Genomic DNA, 22,408 nt, shown 5'->3' on the forward strand with positions numbered 1-22,408 from the left:
AATGGGCCCAGGTTCACTTACAGCCGCTTGAACGTTTGATGTAGCGTCGAGGGTGCAAGCAACCGTGTTGATGGACACCGATGTCATGTACCAGTTCTTGCCCTCTGAAGACACCTTACACTTACTCAAGTCGAAACCGCTTCGCGGCGCGGTTCAACTCAGGCATCAGGTGTTGATGGAAGCTTCAATGGCAACCGAGATATCGATCCGGCCAGCGAAAGTCGGAGATGAAGATGCGCTGGCGCTGGTGGGGCAGGCGACCTTTCTTGAAACGTTCTCCGGCGTGCTGGATGGTGCCGCCATCGTCGAGCACTGTCGCGCGGCCCACTCTTCTGCCCAGTACAGGCAGTGGCTCGAGGATCCGCGTTATAGGGTCTGGGTGGCGGAGGTCATTCCTGGCAACGCCCCCGTGGGTTATCTGGTTCTCGCCCCGCCAGACCTTCCTCTGGCCGATCCATCTCGTGACCTCGAGCTGAAACGCATCTATCTGCTTGGTCGCTACCACGGAGGCGGGACCGGCAAGCGTTTGCTTGGGCAAGCCGTGGAGCAGGCCCGCTCCACGGGCGCGGCTCGTCTTCTGCTTGGTGTCTATGCGGGTAATGACGCTGCCATCGGGTTCTATCGCCGCCAGGGCTTTGGCAACCTCACGGAACGCAAATTCAATGTGGGTGGACGAATCTACGATGACCACGTGTTGAGCTTGTCGCTCAGCACCTGATGGTTCTTGCAGGCCGAAGGCGCTTCGCGGCTCGACTGAAGATCGGGGTCAGATTCACCTGCGGCCGTTGAATTGTCGCGAAAGGTCGGCCCGGGAATCCCGGTGCCGGTCAAATCCATCGGGAGCTTCCATGACCAACCGCCAAGCCACCTGCCGCTGCGGAAACCTCGTCATCCACACGCGTGGCGAGCCGGTCCGCGTCTCCGTCTGCCACTGCCTGGCCTGCCAGAAACGCACGGGCAGCGCGTTCGGGGTGCAGGCGCGGTTTCCTTTGGATGCCGTGACGATCGAGGGGCAGAGCAGGGAGTACGCCCAGGCCGGTGGCAGCGGCGCCGTCGCCCGGTTCCGCTTTTTGTGGCAACTGCGGCGCCACCGTGTGCTGGGAGGCTGACGGGGTGCCGGGATTCGTCACCGTGGCGGTCGGAGCTTTTGCCGATCCCCGGTTCCCCCAGCCGCAGGTATCGGTTTATGAGGAGCGTCAGCACGCCTGGCTGCGCCTGCCGGACGACATCGAGCATTTCGATTGAGTGTGCGTGGATGGTCGTCGGCGTTCGACTCCTTGTCGGCCCAACGCCGTTGATCCGTTTGCGAGGCTGACATATCCCTCCGCAAGGCTCCGACCTCCGGGCGCCACCCCCATGCATTCGCGCACAAGGTTCCGCCCCTTGCATGCAAGCCCGAAGCCCTAGCGCGCAAGGCACGCATCCTTGCAACGGCAAGGCTTGCGGCTTTGCACGCCACGCTTCGAGTCGCGGCCGCGAAGGTCATTCGCTTGCGCGCAAGGGTCGGGCCCTTGCGCGCAAGGTTCGGCACCTTCGCGATGCAAGGGTTGGAGCCTTGCGTTCGGAGGGTCTTCGATGGTGTGCGACAGATCGAACGTTAAGCGCAACGGTTGCAGGCTTGTACGCGCCGGTCGGCGCGGGGCGCGCAAGGTCGGGACGGTTGCGTGCGAAGCGGCATCCGTTGCGGACGGGGCGGGAACACTTGCCTGCGAGCGGATGCGGAACGGCCGACCGCGTTGCGCACCTTGTGTCAGCGTGTGCTGCGCGGCATTTCGGGATGTTCCGACAGGCGAGTGGGATTGATGGCTACGGGTAGGCTGCGTGGGCCGGCGACGGGCCGGCGACGGGCCGGCGTATCGGGGAAGTATCCGCATGACCCGGAATCTGGTCGACATCGATTTGTCCGCCGACGACCTCGCCACCATCGCGCCCTCGGTTCCGTTCCGAATCCGCACCCGCGTTCTGCAGGTGCGGCGGCCGGCTTAGCTGACCGGGCCGACCAGCACCAGCTTGATCCCGTGTTTGGCGCAGAATTTTCTGGCGTTCTGGTGCTGGATCGAGCCGTGTCTGGCGTCGAGTACGACCTCGCTGATGTTGCCGGCGAACGTCAACTCGCTGAACACGTGCCCCTCGAGCAACAGTTTTTCGTCGCTTGTGTCGGGCAGCACGTTGTTGGAGTAGCAGCTCTTGATGATTGCATCGAGCATCACCGGCTTGGCCCATGCCACCAGTGAGCCGAGCACGTGGAAAGCAGCCTGCATCGAGCCATCGGGGATGTAGAAGGTATCGCCCGGGTAGTACAGCGCGTTCACCTTGAATTTCGGATGTAGTACCAGGTGACTGCTGCCGTAGTCGCAGGTCGAGCCATGAAAGCGGCGGCCGTAATTGAGCGCCGCGAACACCTGTTTGCTGTCCGCGTTGAAGCGACTGTTGGTGGAGTCGGCGTACTTCTTGTCCGGCTGGCTCGGCTGGGCGGGGTCAGCGACGGTGCGGGTATTCGGGCCGGCGCGGAACGCCATCTGTTCGCGGACGCGATCCACGCCTTGGCGTCCGGGCATCAGACCACGCTGCGGCACCTGCGGCGCCTTGGCGCCGACGAGATTGTCGAAGGTGACCCTGTCGTCGGCATTCGCACGGATCACCGGCGGGTTCTTCGGATCACCCAGCAGTTGGGCCTGCCCGGCGTGGCGGCCGGAGCGTGAATAGGCCTGCGCGTAGGTGGAGTAGTTGTTCTCGGTGGTGAACCAGCTGTCCGCCGAGAAGTTGATGGTGAGCGAGGCGGCCTGGAGATTGCGGTTGATCGTCTCGTAAACCGGAATCCACTTGTCGCCACCGAGCTTCATGCCGGCTAGCGCCGGCGCGGAAGCCAATGCCTGCGCCACCTGCTTTTCCAGCGACCGGTTGCGCCGATACAGAGCTTCAACCCGTCCTTCGACGTAGTGCTGCTGCACGAGTCCGGCGGACGGCCCGGTCACCTTTTTCCATAACGTCTGACTGGCTGGCATGAATCGATCCTCGATGGTGTGGAAACGAAAAGCGCAATGCTGCTGTGGTTGTCGCTACTACCCGGACACACCCAAGCGTCGGTCCGGCGATGCAGGAATCAGCTCGCCCGGGCTTGATCGGCATGAATGCCGAACGTTGTTCTGTCAGTGGATTCCCCTGGATGCCAGCTGGCGGCGGAAGGCGGGCGAACCAGCCTCGACCACGCGTCGTATGACTCGGCAGTGCCCAGCATGCGCCACGTGACCCGGAAGGGAAAGTACGGGCAGGGAAGCTGCCGTCGCTTGTGAAGAGGAGAAACTCACCGGCGCAGAGGCTTGACGCCGATGATCGCCCGTTGAAATGCGGGTCTAGTCATCACCCAGGCACGCACCGCCGCCGATAGCGTGGCTCGGGAAAGTGCACTCTGACCCTGAGGTTGGTTGGGGTTTGTGGCTCTGGGGCAAACTGAAACGGGCCAGTAAGCTGCGTGGGCCGGCGGCGGGTCGGCTTATCGGGAAGGTATCCGCATGAGCCGGAATTCGGTCGACATCGATTTGTTCGCCGAGGATATTGAAACCCGCTTCGCCTACGGTTCGTGCCTGCCAGTCGCGACTGTCGTCACGTCGAACCTGCAGCGGGCTGATTGCTCTTCGATAGGGTTACGCTGCAAGAAGAGCTCCGCATGATGGGTTCCTCTTCCTATTGAGCAGCGAACCGGAACCAGGATGCAGGCCGCATTCTTGCGCGGCTTGATCAAATAGGCTTCCGTAAAACCATCGTGGCACTAACATCAATGAGAGGCGCCCGTCGCGTCTGCACAATCAAGGAAGGTTGAAATGTTCAGGGCAATTGCACCGCAATGGCTGACCAACGATCTTGGCATCGAGGTCTCGAGCAGGGATCGCAACACCATGCAATACAAGGATGGGGACCACGTACTGTTGCTGTATTGCGACACCATCGTGGATGACCATGGACGTTTCGGGGCCGCCATTCTTCTGCCGCACGATGCCCACTGGCAGCCTCCGTTCGAACAGGAGCGGATCGACAGCTTCGCCCGGGCGAAGATTGAAAATAACCTGCTGGATGCGTGGGCTGCTGTCGACTACTGGGTGACCATCGAGAACTGACCCCATGACATCCCACATGGAAGTGGTACGGCTGGAAGGCGTCATAGCATCCGGAACATTTCCGGTTGCATCCCCGCACGATGGAGCAGTTTTCTACTCGGATGATGCGGGGAAGAACCGCGCGGCGGCGGAAGCTTATACAGAACTTTGCAGTCGGGCAGGAAAGAAAACCACGACGCTGGAAGCGACGCCTTGCGGAAAATGGCTTGAAAGCCGGAACCTCTACACCCCCGCCTCTGGTCTGTCCCGTCAACAAGCTGACCAAGTGTGGGGCAAAGCGTCGGTCAAGTATGCAAGCGAAGCGTCAGGTAGCTGCCGTTGCTTCATCGTCAATGCTCCAAGTGAGCGGGTTTTCCGCAACCACGAACTGGCAGCTCTGCTCAACAATGACAAAGTCACCGACCTCAACAACATCCCGCGTCAGACACTGAAGTCCATCCATGACTTGAGCCCTGATGCGGCTTTCTCAGCAGTGGAACAAGCCGACCTGGCTTTGAGGAATCCCGCGGCTGCTGTGGCCGGCGCAACTTCGGTAACCTCCAGTGCTTCCGGCGGATCGAGCTCGTCATCGGGCGGAGGCGGGGCAGGCTTGCCGGCAGCCAGGATTTCCGATTTCCATGTATGCCCGATGGTCACTGGTGTGGTTCCTCATGTGGGTGGGCCGGTGGCACTGGGTTGTCCGACGGTATTGGTCGGTGGCCTTCCTGCGGCGCGCGCAGGGGACATGGCCGTTTGTGTTGGCCCGCCAGATCTCATCGCCATGGGTTCGACGAAAGTTTTCATCGGCGGAATGCCGGCAGCCCGAATATCCGACACCACGGCGCACGGTGGGAAAATTGTTCTTGGCGCGTTCAAGGTGTTGGTCGGATAAATGACGCCGAAGATCGGGGTCCCGAAGATCGGGGCCACCTCAACCCGACTCCGTTTCTTGATGAAACAGTTACGGTGATCCCAGCCTCCAGACCGCACTGCCATTCAAGGCGTGGCGCCGGGGACGCTCGGAATGCCCTCGGCACCTTTTCCGGACGCCGCGGACTTCAAGTCGGAATCGTGTCATCCGACGGGTGGTTGGTCAGGTTGGCGGGCAGGGCGTGGAAACTCTCGATCACCTTGCGCGCCGTCACCGGTGTTCGTGCCAACCCGTAAAACTTGGCCAACCTGTCGAATTCGCTCAGGAGGGAGGAGTTGCCCATCGTGGCCGCGATGGTTGATCGGTATTTGGCGACGCGAGCGATGGCGTAATCGGCCCAGTCGGCGCGGGTGGACTGCCAGCGTGTGTCATACCACGGCGCCTCGCAGGTACGGTAGCCGTCGTAGAAAAGCACGGACTTGTCCTTGAGGCTGTTCCAGTGGCGGAACATGTAGCGCAGCTCGGAAGTGCAGATCGGCACCTTCTTGCTGCCGGCGGTCTCGTTGGTGAGCATCGTCTTGTTGACGATGGTGCTCATGTCCATCTCGTCAAGGATGTAATGCAACGTCGCGCTCTTGACGTGGGTGAAGTAGAACACGCCGTACTTGCAGGAGCGGCGGATGCAGACGTCGTAGAGGTGGTTGGTGATCCGGCTTGACTCCTTCTTGTTGAACTGCGACTTCTTGAAGTCGATGGTCTGCATTTTTTCGTATTTGCCCAGCGTGCGGATCAATCGCTCCGTGATTGCACCCTCGATGGATTCGGTTCCCAGGTGCTTGCACGCTTTCAGGGCATCAATATAGGACTGCGCGAGAGCCTGTGTGGTGGAGTCGTATGTCGTGGCGACCGGCTTCAGGGCTGCTGGTGCCACAGTTTTCGTCGCCTTGTCGACAGGGAACGACTTCGGGTGGATCGGCTCGTTGTAGCGATTGATTACGTTGTTGCCGTACTTGTCGTGCGCCAAGGACATGTAGGGATCGAACGTTCCCTTCGGCAGATTCATGTTGATGTCTTTTTTGCCGATGGGATTGCTGGTGGGCCAGCCGAAGTAATAGTTGTAGATGTAAATGTGAATCCACAGTCCGGTTCCGTAGATCACATCGGTGTGCTGATTGAAGCTGTCTTTGAAATGCGTCATGACGAGGGTCCTTGTCAGATAGTGGCGATGGGCCGGATGAGAAGCCTTCCGTGCGGAGTATGTGGCAGAGGCTGAAGTTTCCCGAAGGACGTCCTGCTCGATCAAGATGTTGCGCAGAGTGCTCGAAGGGTGAGTACGCCCTTCGCAAGTCATGGAGCCAGGGAGCCACGAGCGAAGTATTGCGGACTTGCGGCAGCGATGGGCCGATGACGACGGAGGCCATCGTCGGAGTTTACTTTCCAGGGCGGGGTTCAAAACAGGGTCGAATTCGAAGCCCGCGGCGTGGACATGTCTTGTGAGCAGCAACGGCAATGTCGCCCCTGATTCCTTGCCAGCGAGCTTGTAGAACGGAGAGCCGACGATCGGCGCCGAGCATCAGCCGATTGCCTTGGATGCCTCCATGCCCGATGCTGCGACGGATGCAGCAGGGGCTGCCGGGGGATTTCGATGACCGATCATGGTGCGGAGGCCGCAGGCCTCGATCCGCCGGCTGCGCGTGTGTTGCCTCGGCGACATGTGGTCGCGGTGGCATTGGGCAATGCGCTGGAGTTCTATGACTTCATCACTTACGCCTTTTTCGCCGCGCAGATCGGCTGCACGTTTTTTCCCTCGGATCGACCGGGGATCAGCCTGCTGGCTTCGCTGGCGACGTTCGGTGCGGGCTTTCTGACCCGTCCGCTGGGCGCGTGGGTGATCGGGCGGATGGGCGATCGGCGCGGGCGCAAGCCAGCGATGTTGCTGTCGTTCGGGTTGATCGGCATAGCGGTGATCGGCTTGCCGTTGACGCCTTCGTATGCGGCCATCGGTCTGTGGGCGCCGGCGCTGGTGGTGGGATTCCGGTTGCTGCAGGGCTTCGCGCTGGGTGGCGAGGTGGGGCCGAGCACGGCCTTCCTGATGGAGGCGGCGCCGCCGATGCGTCGGGGCTTGTACATCTCGATGCAGGCGATGAGCGCGGATGCGGCGGTGTTGATGGCGGGGCTGGTAGGCGTGCTGCTGGCGCACTGGCTCAGCCCGGCGGCGCTGGATGCGTGGGGTTGGCGACTGGCGCTGGGACTGGGCGCGGTGATCGTGCCGTTCGGCTGGTTCATGCGGCGCAACCTGGTGGAAACGCTGGACGCCGCCACCGCGACCCGGCCCGCGGCGCCGCCGTCCGAGCCGTGGATGCCCAGCTATCGGCGGGTGGCGCTGCTGGGTCTGGCGATGCTGGCGGCCGCGACCACCACCAATTACGTACTCGATTACATGACCACATATGCCAACGCCACCCTGGGCATGCCCGAGCGCCTGGCGCTGGGCGCCACGGTGATGGTGGGCCTGTGCGGGCTGGTGTGCGATCCGCTCAGCGGCTGGCTGTCCGACCGGATCGGCCGCAAGCCGGTGATGGTGGTGCCGTGGGTGGTGTTGCTGCTGGTGATTTTTCCGGCGTTCTGGTTGCTGGGGCGCGAGCGTTCCGGCGTGGCGCTGTTCGGCATTACCGCGGTGCTGGCGATCGCCTCGACGCTGTCCACCGGCACGGTGCTGGTGGCGGTGACCGAATCGCTGCCGGCGCATGTGCGCTCCGGCGGGCTGGGGATGATCTATGCGGTGGCGATCTCGGTGTTCGGCGGTTCCACCCAGTTCGTGGTGGCGTGGCTGACGCAGTTGACCGGCAATCCGCTGGCGCCGGCCTGGTACATGATCGGCGCGGTGGTGGTGGGCCTGGTGGCGATCACCCAGGTGCCGGAAACGGCACCGGTGAAACGTGCGCGGCTGGCGCCGATGGCCGAAGCGGGCACGTCATCCGGGCCGATCACGCTCTCGACGCCTTCCTGAGTTGGCGGGAAGGCGGGGTCGGGTCCACTTGCCGCCGCTTGAAGATCCGCGACGGGCTTTCTGATCGGTGGCGCATGCAAAGGGCGATGCGGTCTTTCCACGTGCCGCGCTTGCGAAGACCGCCACCCAAGCCGCCGATTGCATCCGCCGCAGATTGGGTCTAGCTTTCCGTGGCGCAGTGGCTTTGCTCGGGGAGCAAACGATGACCGCGATCGCTTCTGGATACTTTCCTGCGCAGCCTCGCGCGGATCGCCAGGCATTCCTGCTGTTTACCGCCCTTGTGTGGCTGGGGGTGTTGTCGGGTTTCGGCACCGACAGCTTCCGTCACCTGCGCAAGTTCGGATTGGACTATCCCTGGATCGTCCACGTTCACGCGGTGGCCTTCGTGGGCTATCTGGTGCTGTTCACCACGCAGGTGGCGCTGATCCGCAACGGCCGGCCGGACATCCACCGCAAGCTGGGCATCGCGGGCGCAGCCCTCGCCGTGGTGATGCTGGTGCTGGGCCCCGCCGCGGCGATCGTGGTGCACGGCATCCGCTACGCGGCCACGGGCGATACGCCGGAATTCCTGGCCGTCCAGTTGACCGACATGCTGGGCTTCGCCGGGTTGACGGGAGCAGGGCTGCTGCTGCGCAAGACCTCATCGGCCCACAAGCGCCTGATGCTGATGGGGCTGATCTACATCAGCGACGCCGGTTTCGGGCGCTTCCTCAACGGCTTCGCCGCCGCACCCCTCGGCGACGGTCTGGCGGGTACGGCGGTTGCGGTCTATCTGGGTAGCGACTTGCTGATGCTGGGCCTGGGCGCCTACGACTTGCTGACGCGTGGCCGCCTGCATTCCGCGTACATCGCGGGTCTGGCCTGGGTGCTGCTGCTCCAAGCCACCGCGTTGAGCTTGCTGCCCAACGCCGCCTGGAAAGCGCTGACGCTGCACATGATCGGCCACTGAGCCGCAGGCAGGATCTTCCGTCTCGTTAGGAGGGGGCTGCAGCGACGGAAGCCCCGCGTGAGGGGCTTCCTGTAAGGCCGGCGAAGATATCCGGGGAAATTTTGCTACTTCCCGCCCGCGGTGCGTGCTGCCTTCACGTCGTCGGCGGTGACCAGTTTGGCCTTGTTGTCCCAGGAGGTGCGCTCGTGGTTGGCGATGTCGGCGATGTCGGCATCGCTGAGGCTGGGGCCGAAGGGCGGCATGGCGCCGGGCCAGACCACGCCGTCGATCGGCTCGCCGGTCAGGCCGTTGAGAATCACCTGCAGGTGTCTGGTCGGGTTGTCATCCAGCACCACCTTGTTGCCTTTCAACGGCGGGAAGGTCTGCGGCAGGCCCATGCCGCTGGCCTGGTGGCAGGCCGCGCAGTAGGTGGCGTAAGCGGTGGCGCCGCGTTCGGGGCTGTACGCGTAGGGACCGGTCGGCGCCTTCGGGGCGCTGGCCTCGCCGGCGGCTGGCGGCGCCGCCTTGCTGACCGGGGGGGCGGCGGCCGGGGTGCCGGGCGCGCCCTCGATGTCCAGCACGCCGATCGCACCGATCATCGCGTGCGCCATGGAGTGATCCACGAACGGGTAGTGGCCGGGCTCGTCCAGGGTGAGGTCGAACACCGCGCCTTCGCCCGGGCCGACGGTATAGGTCGAAACGCCATCAATGGCCTGCGCCGGATTGCCGCCGGGATAGACCTTGTCGAAGATCGCGCCGATGACATGGAACGCGCTCCACAGGCTGGGCCCGGCGTTCACCATGTAGATGCGCACGCGCTCGCCGGCCCGGCCGGTCAGCGGATGGTCGCGGTACTGGAACGCCTTGCCGTTGAACACCACTTCGTCGGGGCGCATCTCCAGCATCTTGTCGTAGTTGCTGCCCATCAGCTTGCCGGCGATCTGCTGCGTGTACCACTCGCCTTGCACCAGCACGTAGCTCTTGTCCGCCGGCGGCAGCGGGGTAGCCGGGTCCACGATCATCGCGCCGTACATGCCGTTGGCGATGTGCAGCAGGGTGGGCGGCGTGCCGCAGTGGTAGAGGAAGGCACCGGCGACCTTGGCGACGAACGAGAAGGTGACGCTTTCGCCCGGCATGATTTCCACGTAGTGCAGGCTGGGTGGCGTGATCGCCGAGTGGAAGTCGATCGAGTGCTGCATCGTGCCGCGGTTGGTGAACACCAGGTTCACCGTCTGGCCTTCGCGCACGTGGATGGCGGGGCCGGGCACGCTCTTGCCGAAGGTCCACGCCTGGTATTCCACGCCGCTGGCGATCTCCACCTTGTCGTCGGTGGAATCGATATGGACGTCCACGCTGTTGCCGGTGGCCACCGGCGGCAGGGTCGCGTCGCGTGCCCCCTTGATCGGTTCGCTGGAGGCCAGCGACAGCGGCGTCACCGCGGCGGCGGCTGCGGTCGGCGAGGCCGACTTCACGTTGAGCGCGCTCTGCAGGCTGGCCAGCAGCAACGCGGCCAGGATCACGACGCCCGCCAGCGCCGGTGCCTGCACCCGCCAGGGCAGCGGCGTCAGGTCGACTGGCTCGACCGTTTCATGCCACCCCGAAACCTTGTGCCAGGCCGGCCAGCGTTTCTCGATGAGGTAGTCGACGCTGTACGGGCTGAGTCCGACGCGATAGTTGACGATGATCAGCGCGACGAAGATCAGCACGTAGCTGAGCGCCGAGCCGATGTTGGTCACGCCCACCGAGTACGGTCCGCCGAAACCTTCGGCCGTGCTCCAGATCAGCAGGCTGAAGAGGAGGCCGAGAACGCAGGTTACCTTGCGCGCGAAGCCGAAGATCAGGGCAAGCGCCAGCGTGGTTTCGGCGATGCGGGTCAGCCACACGAACAAGCCGACGTGGGGCGTCACCACGCCGATCCACAGGTTGAACCACCACGCCGACCACGCCGGCTGCCCCTCTGCCGCGTTGTGCAAATAGCCCACGTAATGCGCGGCGAAGCTATCCCTCCAGGTGAGCGCGGCGCCCACCAGCCAGATCAGGCCGAACGCCACACGCAGCGCGGTGGCGGCCATGACGGGCCAGGCGGAATGGGAAGGGGTACGACCGTTTGAGTCGATCATTCGAAACCTCACGGGTACGGGCAGGAGTCGGGATAAGCTGCGGGCGATGGATCGCGCCGGGCACAAGCATGATGACGACCATTACCTCGCACTTCGTCCGTCATGGCTGTGTCAAAAACGAAGGCGTGCGGAGGCGCATCGCATCTGCCATCGAACAAGGTACTCCCGTCCAGGTTGATCACGCCAACGCATGAGCCTTCGACGCGGGACGCATCGCATGATCCTGCGACGAGCTGATCACGGATCTGGCTTCGGGACGTCTGTTCTTCAGTGTGGAATCATCATGGCATCGACATCGGCGATGGGTGCCCGACGCGCTCGCATCATCAAGGTGGCCGCGGTCGACTACCGGGTGACCATCGAGAGCTGAGCTCGTGATCCCGCATGAAGTTCTCGCACGATGGAGCGGTTCCCATTCGGACGACGCAGGAAAATCCCGCTGAAGATTTCCAAGCCCACGCTTCACTCGGCCGCTGCGCTCCAGTAGCCGGTGGCGCGAATCCACTCCTTCGGCACCTGCCGGTGTTCGTCCAGCCATTGGCGCATGGCGCGTGCGCGGCGGGACTCGGTGGCGATCCAGTAGAAGCTGTCTCCGGCCGGAATGGCCATCTGTTGCAGTGCCTGCTCCAGCAGCTGGCTGCTCGCGCCGGGGCGACCGTTGCGCTCCAGCCAGCGGACATTCGGCGAGGCCAGCGGTTGGCGGTCGGCGGCTTCGGGAATTTCGATCAGTGTGTGGACGCGCGCCGACGCGGGCATCTCTTCCAGCCATCGGCCGATCGCGGGGAGCGCGGTTTCGTCACCGATCAATACGTAGTGCTCGAAGTCATCGGCGACCACGAACGAACCGCGAGGGCCGCCCGCGCCGAGCTGCTGACCCGCGACCGCTTGTTCCGCCCAGGCGGAGGCAGGGCCATCGCCATGCAGCACGAAGTCGACGGTCAGTTCGTTGCGCTCGGCGTCGAACCGGCGCGGGGTGTAGTCGCGCATCGGCGAGTATTCGCGGCCGGGCGGATAGCTGGGGCCATTGGGACCCATGACCGGCGGCACGATGTCGCCCTGGCTGTTGGGGAAGAACAGCTTCACGTGGTCGTCGGGCGCGGCGCTGACGAAGCCGCGCAATTCTTCGCCGCCGAACGTCACGCGCTGCATGTGCGGGCTCAGTCGCTGCACCTGGGTCACTTGCAGCATGCGTTTGACCAGGTCGTGTCGCAACTTGTGATGGGTATGGGATGACATCGTGGCTGTCTCCGTGGCATCGGTTGGGCGCGCTGGCGATGGCTGGCGCAGGGGAGGAGGTTCTCAGCCGGGCCGGTAGCCGGGTACGCGGCTACCGGCCCGCAGCATCTCGTGCAGGGTCGATGAGTTGTCGCGGCGCGAGTGACCCGGCGCAGAGCCCGATCACTCGCGGAGAGCGCCTGCGGCGATTTCGCGGGCCGCCCGCTCGAGCACGTCCGCGACCCGCTGTGCTTCGGCCTTGTCCCACTCGCTGCGCATCAGTAGTGCATGCTTCAGGGCGTGCATGGCCTTGCGCACCGCCATGGGTGCCGACATTTTCGCCGCCATGCGGGCACTGTGGCGGGTGCGTTCGGTCATCGCCTCGACCGCTTCGCGGTTTTCGTCGAGGAATTCGCGGCCGGCCTCGGTGATGGAGTAGAGCTTGCGATTGCCCTGTTCGAGCGCGACTTCCGCGTGGCCCATGTCCTCGAGCATGTTGAGGGTGGGATAGACGGCGCCGGGACTGGGCGTGTAGTGACCGTGGAACATGTCCTCGATCATGCGGATCATCTCGTAGCCGTGGCGTGGCTGTTGCTCGATCAGCGCCAGCAGCAGCAGCTTCAGGTCGCCATGGCCGAACATGCGGCCACCGCCGCCGCCACGTCGCCCGCCGCCGCGCAGGCCTTCCCAGCCGCCGGGGAAATCCGCGTCGTGGCGTCCGCCGAAGCCGCCACGGCCCGCATGCCATTCGTGCGCATGTTCCCCGTGTGCGACCCCGCATGGATCGAAATGATGATGGTGGTGATGACGCTCCCGCAGGGCGTCCAGCAGTCGATGATGCAGGCGCATGGGCATATTCCGATATATCGAAAGAGTGTCTTACGATACATCTTTAGATATATCTAAATCAATACTTGAGCAAGCGTGCTGGCGGAACCCGGCCATCGACCGGGCCGGATCAGGTGCGCGCGTTACATGTCGGAGCGGGTGACCAGGCGGCCTGCGGCCAATCCTCAATAGCTCTTGCCGCGGGCCGACACCGGCCAGACCACCTCGACCTTGCCGTGGCGTACGCCGACGTACCAGTCGTGCAGGTTGCAGGTCGGGTCGCAATGGCCGGGAACGAGCTTCAGCTTGTCGTTGATGCGCAGGACGTCGTGCACGTCCGCGATCACGCCGTGCTCGTCCGAGGCGCCGAGGTAGCGCACGTCGTCGCGGCCGTGGATGAGGGGCAGGCCGCTGTCCAGCGACATCGACTTGAGGCCGGCATCGCACACGGCCTGGCCGGGCTTGGCGTGGCTCATCACCGAAGTCAGGACGAACAGCGCGTTCTCCCATTCGCCCTGGTCGATGCGCCGGCCGTCGCTGTCGCGGATGCGTCCGTAGTCCGCGTCCATGAAGGCGTAGCTGCCGCATTGGAGTTCGTTGTAGACGCCCGATCCGGACTCGAAAGGATACGACCCCGTGCCGCCGCCGGTAACGAGTCGCGGGGGCAAGCCGGCCGCGTTCAGGCCATCGACGATGATCCTCACCATGGCGATGGCCTCGTCGAGTCTGGCCTTGCGGTCCGCGTAGTTTTCCAGATGCTGCATGGCGCCCTGGTAGGCCTGGATGCCGCCGAAAACCAGGGCCGGCGCTGCGTCGATGGCCCTGGCGATCGCGATCGCCTCGCCAGTGGTGGCCACCCCGCAGCGGCCTGCGCCGCAGTCGATTTCGACCAGGCATTCGAGAGTGCTGCCGTGTGTCTGCGCGGCGGCGGAAAGCTCGGCCACGTTGGCTTCGTCGTCGACGCAGACGATGATGCGCGCGCCGTGATGCGGCAGGCGGGCGAGTCGATCGATCTTGGCCGGGTCGCGCACCTGATTCGACACCAGGATGTCGCGAATGCCACCACGGGCGAAGGCCTCGGCTTCGGACACCTTCTGGCAGCACACGCCCACCGCGCCACCCAGGCTTTCCTGCAGCTTCTGCACGTCGACCGACTTGTGCATCTTGCCGTGGCTGCGGTGGTGCATGCCGTGCGCTTTCGCGTAGTCGCCCATCTTCACGATGTTGCGCTCCAGCGCGTCGAGATCGAGCACCAGACAAGGCGTCTGGATGTCCGCCTCGTCCATGCCGGGCAGGGCGGGGATGTCATAACCGACATCGCCATGGCTGGAATCTGTCCTCGCGTGCACGTGGCTCTCCGCAGCTTTCGGTTGGTGGTGGGGATGGTCATGCGTCCGCGATGAGGATCGACTCGGCCGGCACCTGTCCCGTCCCCGTTCGCGCTGAGCGTAGCCCGCGCGGCGGATGGAGTCGAAGCGCCGCCAGGCAAGGCTCTCAGCCCGGCAGGATGTCCCGGATCCTGCGCCGCAACGCGTCCAGCGAAAACGGTTTGGTCAACACGTGCATGTCCGGTTCGAGGTTGCCGTTGCCGACGATGGAATTCTCGGCGTAGCCGGTCATGAACAGGATCTTCAGTTGCGGGCGGGTGCTGCGTGCGGTGTCGGCCATCTGGCGACCGTTCATGGTGCCGGGCAGGCCCACGTCGGTGATCAGCAGGTCGATCGTCGTGCCGGTCTGCAGGATGTGCAGGCCGGCGCTGCCATCGCCGGCCTGCAGGACGGTGTAGCCGGCATCGGCCAGGACTTCGCAGACCAGTTCGCGGATCGAGGGTTCGTCCTCGACCACCAGGATCGTCTCGCTTTGCGGCGGCGCTTCGGCCAGGCGCGCCGGCTGCGTGGTTTCAGGGTCGACGGCGGGCTCGTGATGGCGGGGCAGGTAGATGCACAGGGTGGAGCCGGTGCCCGGTTCGGAATAGATGCGCGCCTGGCCGCCGGACTGGCGGGCGAAGCCGTAGACCATCGACAGGCCCAGGCCGGTGCCCTGGCCGATCGCCTTGGTGGTGAAGAACGGGTCGAAGGCGCGGGCGATGACCTCGGGTGTCATGCCGCTGCCGTTGTCGGTGACGCTGAGCGAGACGTACTGGCCCGGTTCGAGTTCGCAGGCCGCCGCCGCGTATTCGTCCAGCGAGCGGTTGGCCGTCTCGATGGTGAGGCGACCGCCGTCCGGCATCGCGTCGCGCGCGTTGATGCACAGGTTGAGCAGGGCGCTTTCCAGCTGCGGCGGATCGACCAGGCTGGGCCACAGGCCACCGGCACCGACCACTTCCAGCTGGATCGCCGGGCCGATGGTGCGGCGGATCAGCTCTTCCATGCCGGCCACCAGCCGGTTGATGTCGGTGGAGCGCGGATCGAGGGTCTGCTGACGGGAAAAGGCCAGCAGACGCTGGGTCAGCGAGGCGGCCCGGCGCACTGCCGTTTCGCCGAGCGTGAGGTAGCGCGGCACGTCCTCGATCTTGCCCTGGTCGAGCTTTGCCCGCGCCGCTTCCATCGCGCCCATGATGCCGCCGAGCAGGTTGTTGAAGTCGTGCGCGAGGCCGCCGGTGAGCTTGCCCACGGCTTCCATCTTCTGCGACTGGCGCAAGGCGGCCTCGGTGCGCGCCAGCGATTCGGCGGCTTCCTTGTCGGCCGTGATGTCGCGCGCGCTGCAGTAGACCTTGTCGTCTTCGGGAATGGCCACCCACGACAGCCAGCGGTAGCCGCCATCGGCGTGGCGGTAACGATTCTCGAAGCACAGCGCCGGTTCGCCCAGTTCGATGGCGCGGGCGAACGCCAGCCGGTTGCGGGCCAGGTCGTCGGGATGCAGGAAGTCGAAGAACGGGGTGCGCGCGATGGTCTCCTCCGGCCAGCCCAGCACCGATTGCCAGGCGGGGTTGGACAGCTCGAAGATGCCCTCGGCATTGAGTACGCCCATGAGGTCGGTGCTCAGCTGCCAGGTGCGCGCGCGACCGTGCATGCGTCGGGCGACCTGCAGCTCCAGGTTGGCATTGAGCATACGCAGGCGCGCCTCGCTGGAACGCAGCGCGTTTTCCGCCAGCGCGCGTTCGGTGACGTCGGTGCCTTCGACGAAGATGCCGGTGACTTCGCCCAGCGCATTCCTGATTGGCTGGTAGACGAAGTCCAGGTAGCGCTGGCTGATCGGCGCACCGGGTGCCGGCTGCATCGCGAACGGCGTCGCCGTTGCCACGTAGGGCTCGCCACTGTCATAGACGGTATCGAGCAGGCCCACAAAACCCTGGGCGGCCGCGTCGGGCAGGGCCTCGGCCACCGAACGGCCGAGCACGTTGCGCTCGCCGATCAGGCGGACGTAGCTGGGGTTGGTCAGCTCGAAAATGTGTTCGGGTCCGCGCAGCAAAGCCATGAACGACGGCGTCTGTTCGAACAGTTCGGCCAGGCGCTGGCGCTCCTCCACCGCGCGGCGGGACACCAGCACCTGCTCGGTGGTCTCGGTGCACACCACCAGCACGCCGCCCACGCCGCCGGGCGCGGATTCGTCGTCAATGGGGCTGTAGCTGTAGGTCCAGTAGGTGTCCTCGTCGCGACCATTGCGCTGCAGGACCAGATGCTGGTTCTCGTGCCAGGTGGCGCTGCCGCCGGCCATCACCTGGCTGACCTGGGCGCCGATGTCCGTCCAGATCTCCGGCCATACCTGGCGACCGGGCAGGCCGAGCGAGCAGGGATGGCGCTCGACGGTAAGCGTCTGCGCGTAGGCGTCGTTGTAGAACCAGATTGCCTCGCTGCCCCAGAACATGCCCATCTGGTGGCGCGAATTGAGCATCAGCCGGATGGCGGTACGCAGTGCCTGGGGCCACAGCTGCGGCTTGCCCAGCGGATGCGATGCCCAGTCGTGGGCACGCATCAACGCACCCATTTCGTCGCCGCCCGCCAGAAATGAAGCATCCGCCATGAAGTCAGACCATTCGGGTCAGAAAAGCTGCTGCAGGTGGCAGGCTACCATCGCTGCGGCACGGCTGTGAATGCAATCGGGTTGCTTGGCCCAGGGCTGGTGGGTTCTTCACGACAAAAAAAACCGGCGCGTCGTCACGCGCCGGGACCGGGCCATCTGGACGCCCGGCATCAGTCGCGCGATTTGGCCACCACGCTGCCGTCATCCGGATCGACCAGCAGGTCGACGTCGTGGCCGTGCGAGGTTTCCGCATCGGCGCTCCACAGGCCGTGTTCGTATTCCACGTCGTGGATCTTCTGGTACCCGGCGGCGGCCAGCTTGGCGCTGACTTCGTCCTTGTCCAGTTTCGAGGGCGCGTCATCGACATAGACCTTGCCGTTGACCGGCCCCACCGCCAGCTTCACCCACTGCTTGTTGCCGCCGCGGGCCTTGCCGTGCCAAACGCCGTCCTTGAACTTCAGGCCCTTCACTTCCTTGTAGCCGGCGTCGGCGACCGCGGTCTTGATCGCGTCCTCGCTCAACGCGCCGCTGGGTGGCTGCGTGGTCCAGGTGGAAACCGTGGTGGTGGTCTGCGTGGTCGTGGTCGCCGACTGGCTGGTGGCGGGCATCTCCTGCGCGAAGGCCGCACCGCAAACCGACAATCCGATCAACAGGGGAAGCAGGCGCTTGATCATGGTGAACTCCTTGGGCTGTTGAGTACGAACGGTGTCGTCGGCGCAGTGGGCGAAGGTTCAAGACCTGCAGGTCCGGATCCGATCCGCTGGCCGACTCGACACGCCGAGGGAAGCACCGCGTCGGGAACGGTGGCGTGAAAACAGGCGTGATCTCCGGGTGAAGGCACGGTTGCGGTTCACGTTCGGCCACCCCGCACGCTTGCCGTCAACGCAACCCCATCCAGGCATGGCGCGCAAGCTGGTTCCAGCCATCGTCGGCCCAGTAGAAACTGACCACGCCATGCATCGCGACGATCAGGCCGGCGCCGAGCAGGGTGGCGGGATGGATGCGCCTGAGCGTGAAGAGGTCGAAGCTGACCAGTGGCAACAGCAGCAACACGTAACCGCGCACGCCGGTTTCCCAGAATCCGGGCAGGCCCAGGTCCGGCAGCCAGCGCATGCGATCCAGCGCGGCCTGCACGAGCACGAAGGTGGCCAGGGTCATCAGCCGCTTGTGCCAGCTCGCCTGTCGCCGGGCGAGGACGGCGCCGACGAAGAAGACCGGAAAGACCACCAGTGTCCCGAGCTGGATCAACAGCGGCTTGACCAGGAACGGCGCCTCGTCCGGCGTGTATTGCTGCAGGGCGGCGACGGTGGCGACGCCCATCGATATCCAGACGGCACTGGCCCAGCCGGTCGCCAGCCAGCCCATCTGTCGATGCCGGCGCAGGTTGCCCCGGGTGACCAGGCCAGCCTGCGCGGTGTAGAGCAGCAGCCAGCCCATCATGACGGCGCCGTGGACGTGCACGATCGGCGGAATGCGGAACTCACCCGCGAAGGCCGCCTGGAAGCTCGGCACGAAACCGACGAGGGCAAGCAGGATGCACCAGGCGCCGATGCCGACGAAGAAATGGTGGGCCACGCCCGGATTTGGCGCGGTCGCGAATGCCCTCCGGGGCCGCGGCGCGGGTCCCGCGTCCAGGCTTGTTCCGGTGTTCCAGCCGTCGGCTTGCATGATGCGTCTCCCGATGCGTTTGAACGAACGGTACGACGCTACAATCGAGCCGTAATGGGGGCCTGAGGAACGTCTTAATTTTCGCGCAGGATTGGCGGAGGGCGGCAGTGAGCGAGGTGGCAAGCATCCGGATCGGCGCGTGGACGGCGCACCCCGACCTCAACCTGCTCGAACGCGACGACCGGTCGATCCGCGTCGAGCCGCGCGCCATGGACGTGCTGGTCGTGCTGGCCCGGCAGGACGGGGCGGTCGTCTCGATCGACGAACTGATGGCGCAGGTCTGGAAGGGCGTGGTGGTGGGCGAGGGATCGGTTTACGTCGCCATTCGCCAGTTGCGGCAGGTCCTCGACGATGCTGATGACGGCGCGCGTTACATCGAGACGATTCCCAAGCGTGGTTATCGGCTGACGGTCCCGGTGGAGGTGATTGGAGCCACCCCGCATTCGGTGCCGGCCGTTCGCCCGGCACCGGCGGATGGTGCGAAGACGCACCGCCCGGGGTGGATCACCGCCTTGCTCGGCGTCGCGCTGATCGGCCTTTCGCTGTTGGCGCTGTTCGCGCTGAACTTCCATCGCGACGCACGCAGCGTGGCGGCACCGTCGGTTGCCGTGCTCCCGTTCGAGAACCTTTCCTCCGATCCCGAGCAGGCCTATTTCGCCGACGGGATCACGACGGAGCTGCTGGACGCGTTGTCACGTGTTCGCGGCCTGCGCGTGACCGGGCGCGCGTCGTCGTTCCGGTTCAGGGACAGCAGCGACGACCTGCGCACGATCGGTGCCGCGCTGGGCGTCGACCACATCCTGCGCGGCAGCGTGCGCAAGGTCGGCAATCGAGTGCGCATCAGCGCGCAGCTGAGCGATGCGCGCAGCGGCGACCAGCTGTGGTCACAGACCTACGAGCGCAAACTCGACGACATCTTCGTGATCCAGGACGAGATCGCCCGATCCGCGGCCGATGCGCTGCAGGTCAGGCTCGGCGTGGGTGATCTGTTCGGCGTCGGCAACGTGGGGCGTGTGCCGGGCATGACGCGCAATGTCGCCGCCTATGACGAATACCTGCGCGGCATGGGACTCACCGTGGATTCGACGCCGGAGGCGCAGGCCCAGGCCATCGCGCACATGCAGCGTGCCGTCGCGCTCGATCCGCAGTTCTCGATCGGCTGGGCGGGACTGCACACGGCCTGCATCAATGGCGCCTTCGTCGTCCCCGCGCGCGCCGCCGAATGGCGCCAGCAAGCCGCGATGGCGCTTGAGCGAGCAAGCACACTGACGCCGGACGCGCCGCAGGTGTTGCTGGAAAGCGGCATCGCCGAATCGCGGCGCGGCCACTGGTTGAAGGCCGCGTCCGTGTTTGAACAGCTGCAGGCGGCTTATGCCCGGTACGGGATGGCCAGCCAGGCGCACGCGCCGCGTGGCGTTTTCCTGCTTGAGGTCGGTCGCGTGCATGAAGCCATCCCCGAGCTCGAGCGCGCACGGGCCGAAGACCCGTTCGTTGTCGAGTTTGCGGGCTTCCTGGGTTCGGCCTACCTGGCTGACGGCAACCCCGCCGGCGCGCTTGCCGAGGTCGACCGTGGCCGCAAGCTCAAGGGCTTCGAGTTGTCCCTGCTCAGGGCCGGCCTGATCGCCGCGCTCACCACGCGGAACCGGGCGGAGATCGACAGACGCCTGGCCTCGATACCCGACAGCGCCGCGGACTTTCGCCTGGACCACGCGATGGCGAAGTTCCTCGATGCACCCGCCGGTGCGGCGGACGCGCTTCGCCGCGCTGCTGCTGCTCCCGGTCCCGCCGAAATGCTGATCTGGTGGGCGGCCTATTATCACCAGCCGGAACTGGCACTCGACCTGCTGGCGAAAGCTGCGCCGGAGATGGGCGACACGGCGCCGTTATGGCAACCGTTGCTGCGCGATGTGCGCAAGCTGCCAGGCTTCAGGAAGATCGTGATCGACCTGGGACTGGTCGAATACTGGCGTGTCTACGGCTGGCCCGACTTCTGCCATCCGCTCGGCGCCGATTTCGTCTGCGAATAGAGCTGCGCTGACGACCATCGCGCGGAGTCGGATGCACCGTGCGCAGACGGCGCATCCGACTCTGCGATCGACTCAGCCTTCGCCCATGCCTTCGGCCGGTTCCGGCGCACTGCCGGCGCGCACCTTGTCCTCGATCTGCTGGCCAACGGTGGCGTCAACGTTCTTCCAGTACGCGAAGGCGCGTTCCAGCACCGGGCTGCGCACGCCGCCGAGCAGGCTGCCGGCGACCTGGTCGACGAACTGGGCACGCTGGGCGTCATTCCAGACCTCGCGCACCAGGGTTCCGGCCTGGCCGAAGTCGTCGTCCTTGGCGTGCAATGTATAGGCGCTGCGCACCATGTCGCCGTCGGCTTCCCAGCCGTTCTCGACCGGGCCGGTGGCGTCCGACCACGGGCGGCCGCCGCTGTTGGGTGCGTGCACCGGTGCGTTGCCGCTGTGGTGGTAGGCCATCTGGCCGTCGAACATGTACGTGTTCACCGGTACCTTGGGCTGGTTCACCGGCAGTTGATGGAAGTTGGTGCCGATGCGGTTGCGCTGCGCGTCGGCGTAGGCGAACGCCCGGCCCAGCAGCATCTTGTCCGGCGACAGGCCGATGCCCGGCACGGTGTTGCCCGGCGAGAACGCGGCCTGCTCGATCTGCGCGAAGAAGTTCTCCGGATTGCGGTTCAAGGTCATCGTGCCGACCTTGATCAACGGGTAGTCCTTGTGCGGCCAGACCTTGGTGAGATCGAACGGATTGAAGCGGTAGTTCTTCGCCTCGGCATACGGCATCACCTGCACCGACAGATCCCACACCGGGAAGTCGCCGCGTTTGATTGCGTTGAACAGGTCGGCGCGATGGAAGTCGGCGTTCTCGCCGGCCATCGCGGCGGCTTCGGCGTTGTTGAAGAAGGCCATGCCCTGGCGGGTGTGGAAGTGGTACTTCACCCAGAACTTCTCGCCGGCAGCGTTGATCCACATGTAGGTGTGCGAACCGTAGCCGTTCATGTGCCGCCAGGTGCGCGGCAGGCCGCGCTCGCCCATCACGTAGGTGACCTGATGGGCGGTTTCCGGATTGGACGTCCAGAAGTCCCATTGCATGTGGTTGTCGCGCAGGCCCGAGTCGGGCAGGCGCTTCTGGCTGCGGATGAAGTGCGGGAACTTGATCGGGTCACGCAGGAAGAACACCGGGGTGTTGTTGCCGACCAGGTCGTAGTTGCCTTCGTCGGTGTAGAACTTCAGCGAGAAGCCGCGCACGTCGCGCCAGGTATCCGGGCTGCCCGATTCGCCGGCCACGGTGGAGAAGCGAGCCAGCATGTCGGTCTTCGCGCCCTTCCGGAACAGCGCCGCTTTCGTATAGGCCGAAACGTCTTCGGAAATCTCCAGCACGCCGAATGCGCCGGCGCCCTTGGCGTGCGGCTGGCGCTCGGGCACCTTCTCGCGGTTGAAGTGCGCCATCTGTTCGAGGAAGTGCACGTCGTGCAGCAGGATCGGGCCGTTCGGGCCGATGGTCAGCGAATTGCGGTCGCTGACGGCGGGCGCACCGGAGCCGGTGGTGGAGTCGCCGTCGGGCTTGTTCGGGTCATGGGACATGGGGATTGCCTCCTTCGATGATGGCCAGCCGGGGTAACCCGATCGAGTCTGCCCTCATGCACCCAAACAAGCCATTCGGTTTTTCCGATCGGCACGATAGGCAGGGTCATCC

Annotated in this window: 18 protein-coding genes; 8 read left to right on the top strand and 10 right to left on the bottom strand. The window is 65.0% G+C overall.

What is annotated here, in order from left to right:
* The first annotated feature begins 70 nt into the window (after positions 1–70).
* The 3 genes from ASD82_RS16790 (at position 71) to ASD82_RS18170 (ending at position 1,245) form a co-directional block, all read left to right on the top strand.
* The gene (locus ASD82_RS16790) at positions 71–718 is read left to right on the top strand and encodes a GNAT family N-acetyltransferase (protein WP_235580744.1); all 648 of its coding nucleotides are present in this window, start codon (positions 71–73) and stop codon (positions 716–718) included.
* A 130-nt stretch (positions 719–848) separates the two neighbouring features.
* A complete protein-coding gene (locus ASD82_RS16795; RefSeq protein ID WP_255358017.1) occupies positions 849–1,109 on the top strand; it encodes a GFA family protein in 261 nt (86 codons plus the stop codon).
* Between the two features lie 4 nt (positions 1,110–1,113).
* Positions 1,114–1,245 (top strand): hypothetical protein, encoded by a 132-nt coding sequence (locus ASD82_RS18170; RefSeq protein WP_255358018.1) that lies wholly within the window; start codon positions 1,114–1,116, stop codon positions 1,243–1,245.
* A gap of 737 nt (positions 1,246–1,982) precedes the next feature.
* On the opposite strand, the gene ASD82_RS16800 is transcribed toward ASD82_RS18170, so the two are convergent.
* Positions 1,983–3,005: a hypothetical protein gene (locus ASD82_RS16800; RefSeq protein ID WP_157599302.1), complete on the bottom strand. Its 1,023-nt coding sequence runs from the start codon at positions 3,003–3,005 to the stop codon at positions 1,983–1,985.
* An 816-nt stretch (positions 3,006–3,821) separates the two neighbouring features.
* Between ASD82_RS16800 and ASD82_RS16805 the strand changes: the two genes are divergently transcribed.
* Positions 3,822–4,115: a hypothetical protein gene (locus ASD82_RS16805; RefSeq protein ID WP_056718953.1), complete on the top strand. Its 294-nt coding sequence runs from the start codon at positions 3,822–3,824 to the stop codon at positions 4,113–4,115.
* Positions 4,116–4,743: 628 nt separating this feature from the next.
* Positions 4,744–4,986 (top strand): PAAR domain-containing protein, encoded by a 243-nt coding sequence (locus ASD82_RS17500; protein ID WP_082542706.1) that lies wholly within the window; start codon positions 4,744–4,746, stop codon positions 4,984–4,986.
* 166 nt (positions 4,987–5,152) lie between these two features.
* Here ASD82_RS17500 and ASD82_RS16810 read toward each other — a convergent pair whose 3' ends face one another.
* A complete protein-coding gene (locus ASD82_RS16810) occupies positions 5,153–6,163 on the bottom strand; it encodes a hypothetical protein (RefSeq protein WP_056718954.1) in 1,011 nt (336 codons plus the stop codon).
* Positions 6,164–6,610: 447 nt separating this feature from the next.
* Here ASD82_RS16810 and ASD82_RS16815 point away from each other — a divergent pair, with 447 nt between their 5' ends.
* On the top strand, positions 6,611–7,975 hold the full coding sequence (locus tag ASD82_RS16815; protein ID WP_056718956.1) for an MFS transporter: 1,365 nt from the start codon (positions 6,611–6,613) through the stop codon (positions 7,973–7,975).
* A 67-nt stretch (positions 7,976–8,042) separates the two neighbouring features.
* Positions 8,043–8,924, top strand: a complete 882-nt coding sequence (locus ASD82_RS16820; protein WP_157599303.1) for a hypothetical protein — start codon at positions 8,043–8,045, stop codon at positions 8,922–8,924.
* Positions 8,925–9,028: 104 nt separating this feature from the next.
* Here the strand turns inward: ASD82_RS16820 and ASD82_RS16825 are convergent, their stop codons facing one another.
* The 7 genes from ASD82_RS16825 to ASD82_RS16855 all read right to left on the bottom strand — a co-directional run bounded on the left by ASD82_RS16825 (position 9,029) and on the right by ASD82_RS16855 (position 18,604).
* Complete coding sequence (locus ASD82_RS16825; protein WP_235580745.1) at positions 9,029–10,975, bottom strand: multicopper oxidase domain-containing protein; 1,947 nt, start codon at positions 10,973–10,975, stop codon at positions 9,029–9,031.
* Positions 10,976–11,485: 510 nt separating this feature from the next.
* A complete protein-coding gene (locus ASD82_RS16830; protein WP_056718962.1) occupies positions 11,486–12,259 on the bottom strand; it encodes a siderophore-interacting protein in 774 nt (257 codons plus the stop codon).
* 162 nt (positions 12,260–12,421) lie between these two features.
* A complete protein-coding gene (locus tag ASD82_RS16835) occupies positions 12,422–13,087 on the bottom strand; it encodes a PadR family transcriptional regulator (protein WP_056718964.1) in 666 nt (221 codons plus the stop codon).
* Positions 13,088–13,251: 164 nt separating this feature from the next.
* Entirely contained in the window at positions 13,252–14,415 is a 1,164-nt protein-coding gene (gene bhcC, locus ASD82_RS16840; RefSeq protein ID WP_056718966.1) for a 3-hydroxy-D-aspartate aldolase BhcC, read from the bottom strand.
* A 145-nt stretch (positions 14,416–14,560) separates the two neighbouring features.
* Positions 14,561–17,029, bottom strand: a complete 2,469-nt coding sequence (locus tag ASD82_RS16845; protein WP_056718969.1) for a hybrid sensor histidine kinase/response regulator — start codon at positions 17,027–17,029, stop codon at positions 14,561–14,563.
* 170 nt (positions 17,030–17,199) lie between these two features.
* The gene (locus ASD82_RS16850; RefSeq protein WP_056718970.1) at positions 17,200–17,703 is read right to left on the bottom strand and encodes a PepSY domain-containing protein; all 504 of its coding nucleotides are present in this window, start codon (positions 17,701–17,703) and stop codon (positions 17,200–17,202) included.
* Between the two features lie 205 nt (positions 17,704–17,908).
* Positions 17,909–18,604, bottom strand: coding sequence for a hypothetical protein (locus ASD82_RS16855; protein WP_056718972.1), 696 nt, complete (start codon positions 18,602–18,604; stop codon positions 17,909–17,911).
* A 200-nt stretch (positions 18,605–18,804) separates the two neighbouring features.
* Between ASD82_RS16855 and ASD82_RS16860 the strand changes: the two genes are divergently transcribed.
* Entirely contained in the window at positions 18,805–20,724 is a 1,920-nt protein-coding gene (locus tag ASD82_RS16860) for a winged helix-turn-helix domain-containing protein (RefSeq protein WP_056718974.1), read from the top strand.
* A gap of 72 nt (positions 20,725–20,796) precedes the next feature.
* Here ASD82_RS16860 and ASD82_RS16865 read toward each other — a convergent pair whose 3' ends face one another.
* Positions 20,797–22,296 (bottom strand): catalase, encoded by a 1,500-nt coding sequence (locus ASD82_RS16865; RefSeq protein WP_056718976.1) that lies wholly within the window; start codon positions 22,294–22,296, stop codon positions 20,797–20,799.
* Positions 22,297–22,408: the final 112 nt, after the last annotated feature.

This window comes from Rhodanobacter sp. Root179 (genome assembly GCF_001428465.1).
Lineage (GTDB): Bacteria > Pseudomonadota > Gammaproteobacteria > Xanthomonadales > Rhodanobacteraceae > Rhodanobacter.